At 64.9% G+C, this 14644-nt stretch carries 12 protein-coding genes; 2 read left to right on the forward strand and 10 right to left on the reverse strand.

Going from position 1 to position 14644, the window contains the following annotated elements; translation table 11 throughout:
• Positions 1-56 precede the first annotated feature (56 nt).
• Both AB4Y34_RS27235 and purU read left to right on the forward strand, forming a co-directional pair.
• A complete protein-coding gene (locus tag AB4Y34_RS27235) occupies positions 57-971 on the forward strand; it encodes a LysR family transcriptional regulator (RefSeq protein WP_176381450.1) in 915 nt (304 codons plus the stop codon).
• A 136-nt stretch (positions 972-1107) separates the two neighbouring features.
• The gene (purU, locus tag AB4Y34_RS27240; RefSeq protein WP_368717772.1) at positions 1108-1983 is read left to right on the forward strand and encodes a formyltetrahydrofolate deformylase; all 876 of its coding nucleotides are present in this window, start codon (positions 1108-1110) and stop codon (positions 1981-1983) included.
• A 56-nt stretch (positions 1984-2039) separates the two neighbouring features.
• On the opposite strand, the gene AB4Y34_RS27245 is transcribed toward purU, so the two are convergent.
• The 10 genes from AB4Y34_RS27245 to AB4Y34_RS27290 all read right to left on the reverse strand — a co-directional run bounded on the left by AB4Y34_RS27245 (position 2040) and on the right by AB4Y34_RS27290 (position 14495).
• The gene (locus AB4Y34_RS27245; RefSeq protein WP_368717773.1) at positions 2040-2897 is read right to left on the reverse strand and encodes a glycine betaine ABC transporter substrate-binding protein; all 858 of its coding nucleotides are present in this window, start codon (positions 2895-2897) and stop codon (positions 2040-2042) included.
• 183 nt (positions 2898-3080) lie between these two features.
• Positions 3081-4274: a 2Fe-2S iron-sulfur cluster-binding protein gene (locus AB4Y34_RS27250; RefSeq protein WP_368717774.1), complete on the reverse strand. Its 1194-nt coding sequence runs from the start codon at positions 4272-4274 to the stop codon at positions 3081-3083.
• Between the two features lie 34 nt (positions 4275-4308).
• The gene (locus AB4Y34_RS27255) at positions 4309-5595 is read right to left on the reverse strand and encodes an SRPBCC family protein (protein WP_368717775.1); all 1287 of its coding nucleotides are present in this window, start codon (positions 5593-5595) and stop codon (positions 4309-4311) included.
• Between the two features lie 73 nt (positions 5596-5668).
• Positions 5669-6448, reverse strand: a complete 780-nt coding sequence (locus AB4Y34_RS27260; RefSeq protein ID WP_368717776.1) for an electron transfer flavoprotein subunit beta/FixA family protein — start codon at positions 6446-6448, stop codon at positions 5669-5671.
• Complete coding sequence (locus tag AB4Y34_RS27265; RefSeq protein ID WP_368717808.1) at positions 6445-7632, reverse strand: electron transfer flavoprotein subunit alpha/FixB family protein; 1188 nt, start codon at positions 7630-7632, stop codon at positions 6445-6447. Before AB4Y34_RS27265 ends, AB4Y34_RS27260 begins: the two co-directional genes overlap by 4 nt.
• Positions 7633-7639: 7 nt before the next feature.
• Positions 7640-9565 (reverse strand): (Fe-S)-binding protein, encoded by a 1926-nt coding sequence (locus AB4Y34_RS27270; protein WP_368717777.1) that lies wholly within the window; start codon positions 9563-9565, stop codon positions 7640-7642.
• Between the two features lie 2 nt (positions 9566-9567).
• Complete coding sequence (locus tag AB4Y34_RS27275) at positions 9568-11631, reverse strand: NADH:flavin oxidoreductase (RefSeq protein WP_176381434.1); 2064 nt, start codon at positions 11629-11631, stop codon at positions 9568-9570.
• Positions 11632-11656: 25 nt separating this feature from the next.
• Entirely contained in the window at positions 11657-12196 is a 540-nt protein-coding gene (locus AB4Y34_RS27280; RefSeq protein ID WP_176381432.1) for a DUF5943 domain-containing protein, read from the reverse strand.
• A gap of 34 nt (positions 12197-12230) precedes the next feature.
• Positions 12231-13202 carry a dipeptidase gene (locus AB4Y34_RS27285; RefSeq protein ID WP_368717778.1) on the reverse strand — a complete coding sequence of 324 codons (972 nt, stop codon included), beginning with the start codon at positions 13200-13202 and terminating at the stop codon, positions 12231-12233.
• Positions 13203-13220: 18 nt separating this feature from the next.
• Positions 13221-14495 (reverse strand): serine hydroxymethyltransferase, encoded by a 1275-nt coding sequence (locus tag AB4Y34_RS27290; RefSeq protein ID WP_176381428.1) that lies wholly within the window; start codon positions 14493-14495, stop codon positions 13221-13223.
• Between the last annotated feature and the right edge of the window lie 149 nt (positions 14496-14644).

A 14644-nucleotide genomic window follows, 5' to 3' on the forward strand; every position in this document is an offset into this window, starting at 1 on the left:
CGCGCGGAAGCCCGATAATCCGGGAAACACAGTCAAGCGAGAATGGACAATCGATCATGGCCGATGTGCGCAACGTGAACCTGAACCGCCTCGCGATCTTCGTCGCGGTCATCGACGCGGGCTCGCTGAGCGCCGCCGCGACTCGGCTCGGACTCGCGAAGACGATGGTCAGCACGCACATGCAGCGGCTCGAGGCGGAGGTCGGCGCGAGCCTGCTGGTGCGCACCACGCGGCGGCTCGGCGTCACCGAGGCGGGCCGCACCTTCTACGAGGCGAGCGTGAAGATTCTGCGCGCCACCGAGGACGCGCTGAACGCGCTCGGCGGAGAAACCTCGCCGGTGCGCGGCACGCTGCGCGTCAGCGCGCCGAACGACTACGGCGCGCTCGTCGTCACGCCCGCTCTGGTCGAATTGCGCCGCACGCACGCGCAGCTCGACGTCGAGCTGCTGAGCAGTGACCGCTACGTCGATCTGATTGCCGACGGCATCGACGTCGCGATCCGGCTTGGTCGTCTCGCGGATTCGAACTATCGCGCGGTGAAGCTCGGCAGCTTCGTCAAGTGGCTCGTCGCGAGTCCCGAGTTCCTGCGCACGTGGGGCGTGCCGAACACGCCGGCCGCGCTGGAGACGCTGCCCTATTGCGCGTTGTCGGTGCTGCCGCATCCGTTGACGCTCGATCTGCGGCACGTCGACGGTAAAACCGCGAGCGTGCGCTGCGCGTCCGCGCTGCGTGTCAACACGGCCGATGCCTGCCGGGCGGCGACGCTCGCGGGCGGCGGCATCGGTCTGCTGACGGATTTTTCGATCGCGGACGACGTCGCGGCGGGACGGCTGATCCGGCTGCTGCCCGAATGGGCAACCGCGCCGGCAAGCATCCAGGCCGTGTTTCCGCCGACGAGTCATCCGCCGGCGAAAGTCCGCGCGCTGATCGATACGCTGAAGCGAAGGCTCGGGCAGGACCCTGCGGACTAGTGCGGCAGATCCTCCTGGCGTTCCCATTCCAGCGCAACGGCGGTTAGCTTCTATCCCCGCGATCGCCCGATTTGCTCTACTGCGACGATGCGCGCCGCGCCCCGCGGCCTCGCCTGATCGTCAATGTGGAGAGCTCATGTCCGCCATTTCCCGTCCTGCTCAAGGGGTCCTCACCGTCGCGTGTCCGAGCGCGGCGGGCCAGGTTGCCGCCGTCGCCGGCTTTCTCGAACGGCATCGTTGCTATGTCGACGAACTGACCGTATTCGACGACGAACTCAGCGAGCGCTTTTTCGTGCGCTGCGTGTTTCACCACGTCGATCGCGACGACGCGCTGCAGATCGCCACGCTCAAGCAGGAATTCGCGCCGATCGCCGAACGCTTCCGGATGACGTGGGCGATCCACGATCTGTCGGTGCGGCCGAAGGTCCTCATTATGGTGTCCAAACTCGAACACTGCCTCGCCGATCTGCTGTTTCGCTGGCGCATGGGCGAGCTGAAGATAGACATCGTCGGCATCGGCTCGAATCATCGCGATCTCGAACCGCTCGCACGTCAGCACGGCCTGCCGTTCCATCATCTGCCGATTACCGCCGACACGAAGCCGCAACAGGAAGCGCAACTTCTCGAACTGTTCGAATCGTCCGGCGCCGAGCTGCTGATTCTCGCGCGCTACATGCAGATCCTGTCCGCCGAAACGAGCCGCGCGCTCGCCGGGCGCGCGATCAATATCCATCATTCGTTCCTGCCCGGGTTCAAGGGGGCGAAACCGTATCACCAGGCCCATGCGCGCGGCGTCAAGGTGATCGGCGCCACCGCGCATTTCGTTACCGACGATCTCGACGAAGGTCCGATCATCGAGCAGGGAGTCGAACCCGTCGATCACTCGTACAGCCCCGAACGGCTGCTGACGACCGGACGCGACGTCGAATGCATTACGCTCGCGCGCGCGGTGAAGGCGTTCGTCGAGCGGCGCGTGTTCATCAACGGCGAGCGCACCGTCGTGCTGAGGTAAACAGAAAACGCCGCTGAAAAGCGGCGTTTCATCAGGCTGCGCCAACGCTTGCCGGCTTACTTCACCCAGCTATCCACCCGATCCGAGTGCGCGCTGACCCAGGCGTCGGCGGCCGCGGCCGGCTTTTCGCCGTTCTGCGTGGCCAGCATCACCGTGTCGATTTCGCCCGGCTTCCATTGGAACTTCTTCAGGAACGCGACCACGGTCGGTGCTTTTTTCTCGAGCTCGGGATTGATCACGGTATCCACGTGCTCCGCTTCACCGAACACCTTCTTCGGATCGTCGAGGAATTTCAGCTTGTACTTCGCGAACATCCAGTGCGGCTTCCAGCCGGTCACGATGATCGGCTTGCTGGCCGCCTCCGAGCGCGCCAGTTCGGCGGTCATCGCGCTGCCGGAACTCGGCATCAGCTGATAGTCGAGCCCATAGGCCTTGATCGCCTCGCTGGTTTTCTGCATCACGCCAGCCCCAGCGTCGATGCCGACGATGCGCGCGCCGAATTCCGTCTTCTTCGCCTGCAGATCGCTGACGCTCTTCACGTCCACGTTGTCCGGCACGATCAGTCCGATCTTCGCGTCGTTGAAGTTCGGCCCGAGGTCGACCACCTTGTCCTTGAAGTTGTTCCAGTACGCGCCGTGCGTGACCGGCAGCCACGCGGACAGCGTCGCGTCGAGATCGCCGCGCGCCACACCCTGCCACATCACGCCGGCCGCGACCGGCACCAGCTGCACCTGATAACCGAGGCGTTTTTCGATCACATCGGCGGCCACGTTCGACGTCGCAACGCTATCGTCCCAGCCCTCCACGTAACCGATCTTGATGGTCGGCTTCGAATCGGCCGACACGCCCGCACTGACCGCCGCCAGCATCACCCCCAACGCGCTTGCCACCACTATCTTTCCGATCAGTCTCATCGACGTTCTCCCGTTGATACATTTGCCCATTGACGCGTTTGCCATCGAACTGCAGATCGCGCATTTAGAATCGCCAACCAGAATTGCCGGGTAGCGTTGTTTTGCGACATGCAGTTGTCCGCATGCGACTTCCACGCAAATCCGCGCAGTATTTGCCGTGTTCTTGTGGTGTTGTCAGTCGTATTACTTGTCGACGACGAGATCGCTCAGCGGCTTGCTACAGCACAGCAGCACCATGCCCTGATCAATCTCGCGCTGACGGATACCGCCCGCGTGCTTCATCGCCACTTCGCCCGACACGAGCTTCACCTTGCAGGTGCCGCACATGCCTTGGGTGCACGACGCCGGCAGCCGCACGCCCGCCTGCTTCGCCGCTTCGAGCACATGCTGGCCGGCGCCGCACTCGATCTCGCGATGACTGCGCGTAAAGCTCACCTTGTAGCGCGTTCCGGTTTCGACCGGCGCCGCCGGCGCTTCGCGCAGCGCGTCCGCGACATGCGCTTCGGTCAATTGCGCGGCCACCTCGCTGACGGTCTCGAACGAGAAGCTTTCCTCGTGATAGTGCTGGCGGTCGAAGCCGCCCTCGTCGAGCAGTTTGCGCACCGCTTGCATATACGGCGCGGGGCCGCAGGTGAAAATTTCCCGCTCCAAAAAATCCGGTGCAATCAGCTTCAGCAGCGGCAGCGTCAGAAAGCCGGTGATGCCGGGCCAATTGGTGCGCGCGCCCACGCGCTCACAAACGAACGCTGTGCGGAAATGCGCCTGATTCGCGGCGATCAGATCGAGCTCGCGCGCGAAGATGATGTCGTCCGGCGTGCGCGCGCTATGCACGAAGACGATATCGCTGTCCTCGCCGAGTTCATGATGCGTGCGGCTCATCGACATCAGCGGCGTGATGCCCGAGCCCGCCGACAAAAACAGGAACTTGCGCGCCGGATGCCGCGCGCAGGTGAACTCACCGGCAGGCCCCAGCACGCGCACCTGCATGCCCGCATGCAGATTGTCGTGCAGCCAGTTGGACACCGGGCCGCCCGGCACGCGCTTCACGGTGATCGAAATCGTATGGGGCCGCGTGGGCGGCGACGAGATCGTATAGCAGCGATTGACCCGCTCGCCGTCGATCTCCAGCTCCAGCGTAATGAACTGCCCCGGCTCGAACACGAACGCCCGGCCGGATGGCGCGCGGAAGAAGAAACTCTTCACGTCGTGCGTTTCGCTGCGAACCTGGCAGCACTCCAGCGTGTCGTCGGAATCACTGCTCCAGCGCGCCGGCAGCGCATCCCAGAAGCGCGGCTGGGTGACGCGGCTCGGCGCGCCAGCTGGATTCTCAGAAGTCTGCTCGATGTCCGGTTGAAACATGGCCTGGTCGCGCATCATGGTTGTCCCCCCGCTCGTCATTGCGGTGTTGCACTCAGCGCGCGAACGACACGACTTTCTCGTCGTGCGCTGCTCGCGGGTCCGCGTCGTAATCCGCGAGACGGCCGATATACCATTCGCAGAACTTTTCGACGAGTCCTTCGGTGAACGGCGAATACGGACCCGGCTCATACGCGCTGCTCGTCGCGCCGCGCTGCGAATATTCAACGAGCGCGCGATCCTGGTCGTTGGTCGCGCGCCACACGGCGGTCAGATTGTCGACGTCGTAATCGATGCCTTCGCGCGCGTCCTTGTGCACGAGCCATTTAGTGCGCACCAGCGTCTTGCCGGCCGACAGCGGAATCACCGAGAAACTGACGATATGGTCGCTCATGAAGTGATGCCACGAATTCGGCTGGGTCCAGAACGACAAGCCGCCGAGATCGGCCTCCTTGAAACCGCCGAGCAGTTTCTTCGAGGCGACCTTCGCGTCGAGCGTCTGCGATTCGCCGTCGCGATCGAGCGGCAGACGTTGCGTGCGAAACCCGGTGACCAGATCGGCGAGCCGCTCGATTTCCGCCGATGGCAACTGCATCGCCTCCCACTGCGCGGTGCGGCGCGCGACCGTCGCCTCGAACGCGGCCATGCCCTCCTCGTTCGCCGGCGTGCGCTGATAACCGAAGCCGTATTCGTACAGCGAGACGGTCAGCTCCGGATGGTTCGCGACGCAGTGATAGCACTCGCGATTGTTCTCCATCGTCAGCTTCCAGTTGCCCTCCTCGATGATGTCGATCGACGCGGCGATCTTGCAGCCGGCCAGATCGTGCGGCAACAGATACGGTTCCATTGCGGCGCGCATCACCGAAAAATCGGCGGGCGGCTGCTCGGCGAGGCAGATGAAAATCAGCCCGGCGAGATTCTCGACATGCACGGCTTTGAGGCTATGTTTGCAGCGGTCGAACTGTTCGCCCATGTGTTCGGCGAACATCAGGTCACCGGTCAGGCTATACGTCCAGCTGTGATACGGACAGACGATGTTGCCAAGCGAGCCCTTGCCGGTATTGCACAAACGCGCGCCGCGATGGCGGCAGACGTTATGAAACGCGCGCACCTGCATATCGTCGTCGCGCACGATCAGGATCGAGTCGTTGCCGAACTCGACCGTCACGTAATCGCCCGGCTCGGGCACGTCGGGCTCGACCGCGACCTGAATCCAGTGCTGGCGGAAAATCGCGTCGATATCGAGCGCGAATATTTCCTCGCTCGTATAGAACGGCGCTTCCAGCGTGTAATTCTGCTTGCGGCGTTCGATCATTGCGCGAACGTCTGCGGAAACTTTCATTGTGTGCTCCGTTGCGTGTCACGTCTGGCGCCGCGCCAGGCCCTCCTGGTCGCATGCTGGCCCGAGCCGGAATTCAGTAATCCACCAGTTGATGCTCGCGCAAATACGCGAGGATCACTTGTGCTTTTTCGACGGAACTCCCTTCAATTACGACGCTGCCGCCGCGGCTCTCGGTCGTCGTCGCCGACAGCATGCGTGCGTGGCCCGAGCGCTTTTCGGCGGCGGCGAGCCGCACCGGTTTCGCGGTGGCGGGGCCGATGGTCCATGCGGACTGTTCGGGAGTGGTGCCGTGCGGCACGGCGGCGCCCGGCGCGGCGGTGCGCTCGATCTTGCCCTCGCGCAGCCGCGCATATGCGTACGACGTCGCGGCGTTCGCGAGCGGATGCACGGCGATCAACGCGGGCAGCCGCACTTCGACGCGCCGTCGCAGGCCTTTCGGCATGAACTGCCGGACCTGCGCGCAACCGTCGCGCATGGCCAGATCCACAGCGGCGCCGACGAGCGGTACCGCCAGCGCATGCGCGACGCGATACGGCAACATGCCGCTATCGAAGCCGCCTTCGGCGCGCGTGCCGGTCAGCACCAGTTCGTAGCCACGCAAACGCGCGGCGAGTTGTGGCGCCGGATCGGCGTCGGGTGGCATCTCGAGCACTTCGACCGAATGCGCGCCGAGCGCCAGATACTCGTTCAATGCGGCATTCGACGGATCGCCCGCATGAAGCACGTCGAGCGTCGCGCCATGCGTTCTCGCGAGCGACAGCGCCAGCGTCAACGCCGCCGCATCATTGCGGCTGTAGCGCGCGACGCCGCTGACCGGATGACGTCCGATTGAAACCAGCACGGCGATCTTCATGCGAGCACTCCTTCAGCAAGCTTGCCCGGCTGCAGCAGTGCGGCCGAGGTGGCGCGCGCGCCGCGCGCCGCGGCCGCGGCTTCGTTGAGCGCCGCGATGGTTTCCTGCGCGTCCGCGATCACGGTCAGATTCGCGCGCTTCGCGATCGGCGCGCTCGCGTCGAGATTGACCGCGATCACATGGCGGCAATCCTTGATGCCCTGCAGATGCTGAACAGCGCCGGAGATGCCGAACGCGATATACACGCTCGCCTCGACGGTCTTACCGGTCGCGCCGATCTGCTTGTCGCGCGTGAACTTGCCGTCGTCGACGGCGACCCGGCTCGCGCCGATCGCCGCGCCGAGGGTCGTCGCGAGCCGCTCGAACGCGGGTACGTCGCTCACGCCGTTGCCCGCCGATACGATGAAGTCCGCCTCTTCCAGCGCGACTTGCGCCGCATCGATTTCGTCGATGCCGAGATCGCGGATTGCGCGTTGCGCGACCGGGCTATCCGCCTCCCGCTCGAAGCGCCACGCGACCCGTTCGCCCGCGCCGACGAACGGCAGCTTCGGATCGACCGCATTCGGTGCGAGCAGCACGACTTCGGGCAGCGCGCGGCTGGCGAGCGCCGTATTCGCGCGGATATAGGTGGACACGTGCGCTGCGTCGATCTCGACGACGTGCGTCGCGACGCTTGCATCGGCCACCGACGCATAACGGCGGCCCAGGTCGCCGTCGCCGGTCGCGTTGTCGGGCAGAAAAACGTGGGCGGGCGCGTAGGCTGCGACGCAGGCCGCCAGCGCATTCAGCTCATCGTCCGGCGCGTAGGTGCGGCGATCGAACATCGGCAATTCGATCAGCTTGTCGGCGCCGAGCGCGGCGGCATCGCCGGTGAATTCGCCGAACACGAGCAGCACGACTTCGGCTTGCAAGTCCGCGATCAGCGCGGCGGCCGCAAGCGTTTGGCGCGCGTATTCATCGAGCGCGCCCCGATCCGCGTGCGCCGCAACCAGCAGCACATGGTGCGGCGTGGCCGTCGTGCGGCGCGGCTTCGGCTGTTCGTGATGCGCGGCGTGACGCGCTTCAGCTAGCGACGCACTGCCGCCGGCATCCGCCACGCCAACGGCGCCGAGCGTGATGCGCCGGAGTCCCTGCGCCGTCACCGTGAACGGCCGGCGCGGATCGATTCGTTTGAGCGTATTCATCATCGCGTTACTCCAGCGCCGCGGCGACCAGTTCGGCCACGTCGAGTACTTCCGGGCGCGGCCCCACTACCCCTTCGAGCATCGCCGTGCAATTCGGGCAGCCGACCGCGACGATCTCTGCGCCGCTTGCGCGCGCGTCATCGATACGGATGTCGGGAATCCGCCGTTTGCCGGGGATATCGGTCAACGGTGCGCCGCCGCCACCGCCGCAGCAGCGCCCGCGCATCCCGTGTCGCTCCATCTCGACCACCTTGATGCCGATGCTCTTCAGCACACGGCGCGGCGCTTCCGTCTCACCGTTGTAACGGCCCAGATAGCACGGGTCGTGATACGTGATGTTGCGTTCCGCCACGGCGGCGGCCACGCGCGGCGACAGCTTGCCGCTCGCGATCAGTTCGTCGATCAGCGCCGTGTGGTGCTGCACCTGATAGAAGCCGCCGAGCGCGCGATACTCGTTGCGCAGGCTATGCAGCACATGCGGATCGGCGGTGACGAGGCGTGCGAACGAGTACTGCGCGAGCGTGCCGATCAGCGTACGAGCCAGTTGCTGGAACGTGGCTTCGTCGCCGAGACGCCGCGCGGTGTCGCCGGTATCGGTTTCGACGCCACCCAGCACCGCGTAATCGACACCCGCGCGGTTCAGCACCTTGACGAGCGCGCGCAGCGTGCGCTGATAGCGCATGTCGAAAGCACCTTCGCCGGCGATCAGCAGTACGTCCACATGACGACCGGGTTGCGCCACCTGCACCTGCAAATCGACGGCCCAGTCGTAACGCGCGCCGATGTCGTAGCCGTTGCTGCTGCCGGTCTCGCGCAGATTCGCGAGCGTCGCCGGCCCCTTGCCCGGCACGCTGCCTTCGACGAGCGTCTGATTGCGGCGCATGTCCACGATCGCATCGACATGCTCGATCAGCATCGGGCACTCCTGCACGCAGGCGCGGCAGGTCGTGCACGACCACAGCGTGTCCGCTTCGATCAGCGTCGAAATGAGCGGCTTGCCCGGCGCGCCCCCATGCTTGCCGATCGGAATGCCCGGCGTCGGGCTGCCCGCGTATTGCGCGTCGGTGCCGCCCACCATGCCCGTCACCAGATCCTGAATCAGCTTCTTCGGGTTCAACGGCTGTCCCGCCGCGAACGCGGGGCACGCCGCTTCGCATTTGCCGCATTGCACGCAGGCATCGAAGCTCAGCAACTGGTTCCAGCGGAATTCGACCGGCTTGCCGACGCCGTATTCCTTCGCGTCGAGCAGCGGCATTTTCAATGCCGTGGGCGGCACTGCGTCGGGAGCGTTACGCGCCGCGGCGGCATCGGCAAAGCGCTCCTGACGCGGATGAAACGCAAGGTGCAGCAGCCCCGCCAACGCATGTTTCATCGGACCGCCGCGCGCCGCGCCGAACGTCATCGTGAACGCGCCCGCCGCGATCAGCAGCGCGACGATCACCGCGAGCGCACCGGACATCGCCGTCGCAGGCAATGCGATGAACAATGCAAGACCGAGCGCGAACGAACCCAGCAGCAGCGGCAACTGATCCCACGGCCCACGCGAGAGCCGCGCCGGCACCGTCTTCGCGCCATGCCGGCGGCGCCAGACGAACACCGTGCCGATCAGCATCGCCAGCGCGGCAACGAAGATCAGCTTGTCGAGCCACGGCGAGTAGATCGCGAAGCCGTAGTTGACGAACACGAGCGCCATCGCGAGGATCGCTCCGCCCGCCGTCGCAACGTGCGTGCGTGCGATGTACGGGTCGCGCGCAACCACATGATGCAGGTCGACGAAGTAGCGCTTCGGGATCGCGAGCAGATTGGCCCAGCCGTAGGCGCCCGCGACGGTCGCGCGGCCTTCGCGCCAGTAGGCGGCGCGGCGTGCCAGCGCGAACGCGAGACCGGCCACCGACACCCACAGCAGGACGGTGATGACAAACACGGGGCTCATCGTCAGAAATCCTTGCAAAGGCGCAGCGCGTCGTAGATCGCGCCGTGAATGTTGTGCATCGAGATGCAGTCGCCGACCCGGAACAGCAGGAAGCGGCCATTGCCGAGTTGCTCGTCCAGACACGGCTGCGGTTCGGACGCGAACAGCTTGTGCACGTCCACCTGCCCGCGATTGACCGATTCAGGCTTCAGCTTCCAGTAAAGCTGATCGTTCGGCGTACTGCCGTTTTCGATCACGACCTGATCGACCGCGCGTTCTTCCTGCTCCTCGGTGTACTCGTTGCGGATCACGGCGATCTTCTTGCCGTCCTCCTCGTACACCTTGTCGAGCCAGTAGTTCGGCGTATGGATCACGCCTTGCGCGTACAGACGGCGATAGAAGATCGGGAATGTGGTGCCGCCGACGTCGTCGGCAACCTTCACGTCAGGCGTGACGATCTCCACGTTGCCGCCACGGCTCGCGATGAAATCCGCGACGCCCGCGCCCGCATGCGTGCTGACGCCGTCGTACACGAGCACGTTCTTGCCCGGCTCGACCTTGCCGGCCAGCACGTCCCACGAACTGACCGCGAGCCCCGCGTCGACACCCCACGCCGCGACCTGCGACGTGAACGCCGAACCGCCGGTGGCGAGCACGACGATATCGGGCTTCTCGGCCATGATGGTCCGCTCGTCGGCGGCGACACCGAGGCGGCGGTCCACGCCGAGGCGCTTCGTCTCCATGTCGAACCAGCGCACGATGCCCGCCATCTGCTCGCGCTGTGGCGCTTTCGCCGCCAGCATGATCTGGCCGCCGACGTGATCGTTCTTCTCGAACAGCACCACGTCGTGACCGCGCGACTTCGCGACGCGCGCCGCTTCGAGCCCCGCCGGCCCCGCGCCGACCACGACGACTTTGCGCTTCGGTCCGCGCGACTTCGCGATCACGTGCGGCATCGTCGCTTCGCGTGAGGTCGCGGCGTTCTGCACGCACAGCACGTCGAGCCCGTTGTACTGACGGTCGATGCAGTAGTTCGCGCCAACGCACTGCTTGATTTCGTCCTCGCGGCCATCGCGGATCTTGATGACCATATGCGGATCGGCGATCTGTGCGCGCGTCATGCCGACCAGATCGACCATGCCGCTCGCGAGCAGCCGCTCGGCCTGGCCCGCGTCGCGAATGCTTTGCGCGTGCATCACCGGCACCTTGACGACCTGCTTGATGCCGGCCGCCAGATGCACGAACGGCTCGGGCGGCAGCGCCATCGGCGGCATGCAGTTGGCGAGCGTGTTGTGGGTGTCCGCGCCGGAACCGATCACGCCGAGATAATCGATCAGACCGCTCTCGCTCATCGCCTGGGCGATTTCCTTCAGCTGTTCGTGATCGAGCCCGTCTTCATGAAATTCGTCGCCGCACATGCGCAGGCCGACGCAAAAGTCGGCGCCCACCGCCGCGCGCACCGCCTGCAACACTTCGACGCCGAAACGCAGGCGGTTTTCGAGCGAGCCGCCCCATTCGTCGGTACGGAAGTTGGTACGCGGGCTCCAGAACTGATCGATCAGATGCTGGTGCGCGGCCGAGATTTCGATGCCGTCCATGCCCGCATCCTTCACGCGCTTCGCGGCCGCCGCGAAGTCGCCGATGATGCGGCGAATCTCCTCGACCTCGATGATCTTCGCGTTGCCGCGATGCACCGGTTCGCGCACTCCCGACGGCGACATCAGATGCGGCCAGTGCTCGCCGTGAAACGCCGAGCGGCGTCCCATGTGAGTGGCCTGAATCATGATCTTCGCGCCATGCGCGTGCATCGCTTCGGCGAGCCGCGCGAGCGGATCGACGATCTTGTCGGTGGCGAGATTCACCGACTTCCACCAGCCTTGCGGGCTGTCGATCGACACCGGGCTCGACCCGCCGCACACGGCGAGTCCGACGCCGCCCTTGGCCTTTTCCTCGTAGTAGCGGATATAACGGTCGCCGGGCAGGCCACCCGGTTCCGCGTAGACCTCCGCGTGCGCGGTACTGACGATGCGGTTGCGCAGCGTCAGCTTGTTCAACGTGAGCGGCTTGAAAAGGTTCGGGTAACGCATCGCGATCGACCTCGGAATGCTCGGATTAGATTGACGCCAGCGGCGACACTTCGAATACGCAGTACTCGTGTCCCTCCGCCGCGCAGCTTGCTTCTTTCGATTGCGACGGCGGGCCCTTGCGCGCGCCGTCGGGCGCGGTGTCGTTGACCCAGTCCATCGCGCCCGCGAACCAGCCGGCGAACATGTAGCAAAGCTTGCCGGTCTTGCCCGGTTGCGCGAGCACGAACGACGAGTGCCGTAGTTCGATCCGCGCATGCGAGCTCGCCGGCTCGGCCTCGATGATCCTGAACAGGCCCCAGCCGCGCTGCGACAGACGGTTCAGGTAGTGCTCGAATACCGCCATGCCGGTGAGGCCATGCTGTTTCGCTTCCTTCTCGCACCAGAAATAGGCGGACTTGTAGCCGGCCTTGTAGAGAATCTCGGCGTACGTGTCGCGGCCGAGCGCTTCCTCGACGGCGACGTGGTTGTTGGTGAAGAAATGACGCGGCACGTAGAGCATCGGCAGCGCGTCGGTGGTCCAGACGCCGGTGTCCGGATTCACATCGATGGGCAGTTGAGGTTGCATGTGGGAACTCCGTTTTTATCCACTGTAAGAAGGCTCACACCTTCCAGACTTCGCCGAACACCCGTACCCAGTTCTCGCCCATGATCTTGCGGATGCGCGTCTCGCTCCAGCCGGCGCGTTCCATCGCGGCGGTGAGGTTCGGAAACTCGCCGATCGTGCGAATGCCTTCCGGATTCACGACCTTGCCGAAGTTCGTCAACTGGCGATAACGGCCCTTGTCGTGCGTGATCCAGTCGAAGAACTCGGTGCTGTAGCCCTGTGTGAAATCGGTGCCGATTCCCACCTGGTCCTCGCCGATCACGTTCACCACGTACTCGATCGCCTCGAGGTAATCTTCGACGGTCGCATCGGGGCCGCGCTTCAGGAACGGCGCGAACATCGTCACGCCGACGAAGCCGCCAGCATCGGCGATCTCCTTCAGCTGCTCGTCGGTCTTGTTGCGCGGATGCTCCTTGAGCCCCGACGGGCAGCAATGCGAATAGCAGACCGGTTTGTTCGACGCCGCGATCGCCTCCGACGAGGTCTTGCCGCCCACATGCGACAGATCGACCATGATGCCGACGCGGTTCATCTCCTGAATCACTTCGCGCCCGTAACCCGAGAGACCGCCGTCGCGCTCGTAGCAGCCGGTGCCGACGAGGTTCTGCGTGTTGTAGCAAAGCTGCACCACGTTGACGCCGAGATCCTTGAACGCCTCGATATAGCCGAGGTTGTCCTCGAACGCATGCGCGTTCTGGAAGCCGAAGATGATGCCGGTCTTGTTCTCTTTCTTCGCGCGGTAAATGTCTTCGGTGGTGCGCACCAGCGTGAGGATCTCGCTGTATTGGCGGATCTGCTGCTTCATCTCGGCGATGTTGTCGACGGTCTTCTGAAAGCTTTCCCAGACCGACACCGTGCAGTTCACGGCGGTGACGCCGCCCTTGCGCATGTCCTCGAACACCGAGCGCTCGAACTTCGAAATGTTCAGCCCGTCGATGATGATGCTGTTCTCGTGCAGTTGACTCATCGTTTGCTCCACGCGTACTCAGTAAATGGGGAAGCGCTCGCATAGCGCGAAAATCTCGCGGCGCACACGTTGTTCGGTGGCGGCGTCGCCTTCGGGGGACGCGCGCAGCGCATCGAGCACCTCGACGATCAGACGCCCGACCTCGCGAAACTCGCTGACGCCGAAGCCGCGCGTCGTGCCCGCCGGCGTGCCGAGACGAATGCCGGACGTGACCGTCGGCTTCTCCGTATCGAACGGAATGCCGTTCTTGTTGCAGGTGATTCCCGCGCGCTCCAGCGCCTGTTCGACCTGATTGCCCTTGAGCCCCTTCGGCCGCAAATCGACCAGCAGCAGATGGTTGTCGGTGCCGCCCGTCACCAGATCGACGCCGCCCGCTTTCAGCACGTCGCCGAGCGCCCGCGCGTTCGCGAGTACGCTGTCGATATAGGTGTTGAAGCCCGGCTGCAGCGCCTCGCCGAACGCGACCGCCTTGCCGGCGATCACGTGCATCAGCGGGCCGCCCTGCAAGCCGGGGAACACGGCGGAGTTGATCTTCTTCGCGATCTCTTCGTCGTTGGTCAGCACGAAACCGCCGCGCGGACCGCGCAAGGTCTTGTGGGTGGTCGACGTGACCACGTGCGCATGCGGGACCGGATTGTCGTGACGGCCGGCCGCGATCACACCGGCGATATGCGCCATGTCCACCATCAGCTTCGCACCGACGCCGTCGGCGATTGCGCGCAGCCGTGCGAAGTCGAGCGCGCGCGGATAGGCGGAGAAGCCCGCGATCAGCAGTGTCGGTTTGTGCTGTTGCGCCAGTTCCTCGATCTGCTCGTAGTCGATCAGCATCGTGTCGCGCCGCACGCCGTACTGCACCGCGTTGAACCACTTGCCCGACAACGCGGGCTTCGCGCCGTGCGTGAGATGCCCGCCCGCGTCGAGCGACATGCCGAGCACCGTATCGCCCGGCTTCGTCAGTGCGAGCATCACCGCGCCGTTCGCCTGCGCGCCGGAATGCGGCTGCACGTTGGCGAACTTCGCGTCGAACAGTCGCTTGATACGATCGAGCGCGAGCGTCTCGATCTCGTCGACGTATTCGCAACCGCCGTAGTAGCGCTTGCCCGGATACCCTTCCGCGTATTTGTTGGTCAGCACCGAGCCCTGCGCGTCGAGTACGGCGCGCGACACGATGTTTTCCGACGCGATCAGCTCGACTTGCGACTGCTGACGCTCGAGCTCTTTCAGAATGGCGCCGCGCACCGCCGGATCGCGCGCCGGCAGCGAGTCTTCGAAGAAGGGATTCGGGTTCGACATGGAAGGTCCGTAAGAACGTTGACGGGAGGCTGTTGCGGGTTGCCGGCGGATCGCGCCGCCGCTTTGCCTTGGATCTATTCTTGACGGTCGGCCCGCGCGTCGATTTACGAATTCAGACGCGTTCTTTGCCTTTTCCGCCATGCGCGTCC

This window comes from Paraburkholderia sp. BR10954 (assembly GCF_040965775.1).
GTDB classification, from domain to species: Bacteria; Pseudomonadota; Gammaproteobacteria; order Burkholderiales; family Burkholderiaceae; genus Paraburkholderia; species Paraburkholderia youngii.

Coding starts and splice junctions, on each gene's coding strand:
- AB4Y34_RS27235 (WP_176381450.1), top strand. CDS start 57: ATGGCCGATGTGCGCAACGTGAACCTGAACCGCCTCGCGATCTTCGTC.
- purU (WP_368717772.1), top strand. CDS start 1,108: ATGTCCGCCATTTCCCGTCCTGCTCAAGGGGTCCTCACCGTCGCGTGT.
- AB4Y34_RS27245 (WP_368717773.1), bottom strand. CDS start 2,897: ATGAGACTGATCGGAAAGATAGTGGTGGCAAGCGCGTTGGGGGTGATG.
- AB4Y34_RS27250 (WP_368717774.1), bottom strand. CDS start 4,274: ATGATGCGCGACCAGGCCATGTTTCAACCGGACATCGAGCAGACTTCT.
- AB4Y34_RS27255 (WP_368717775.1), bottom strand. CDS start 5,595: ATGAAAGTTTCCGCAGACGTTCGCGCAATGATCGAACGCCGCAAGCAG.
- AB4Y34_RS27260 (WP_368717776.1), bottom strand. CDS start 6,448: ATGAAGATCGCCGTGCTGGTTTCAATCGGACGTCATCCGGTCAGCGGC.
- AB4Y34_RS27265 (WP_368717808.1), bottom strand. CDS start 7,632: ATGAATACGCTCAAACGAATCGATCCGCGCCGGCCGTTCACGGTGACG.
- AB4Y34_RS27270 (WP_368717777.1), bottom strand. CDS start 9,565: ATGAGCCCCGTGTTTGTCATCACCGTCCTGCTGTGGGTGTCGGTGGCC.
- AB4Y34_RS27275 (WP_176381434.1), bottom strand. CDS start 11,631: ATGCGTTACCCGAACCTTTTCAAGCCGCTCACGTTGAACAAGCTGACG.
- AB4Y34_RS27280 (WP_176381432.1), bottom strand. CDS start 12,196: ATGCAACCTCAACTGCCCATCGATGTGAATCCGGACACCGGCGTCTGG.
- AB4Y34_RS27285 (WP_368717778.1), bottom strand. CDS start 13,202: ATGAGTCAACTGCACGAGAACAGCATCATCATCGACGGGCTGAACATT.
- AB4Y34_RS27290 (WP_176381428.1), bottom strand. CDS start 14,495: ATGTCGAACCCGAATCCCTTCTTCGAAGACTCGCTGCCGGCGCGCGAT.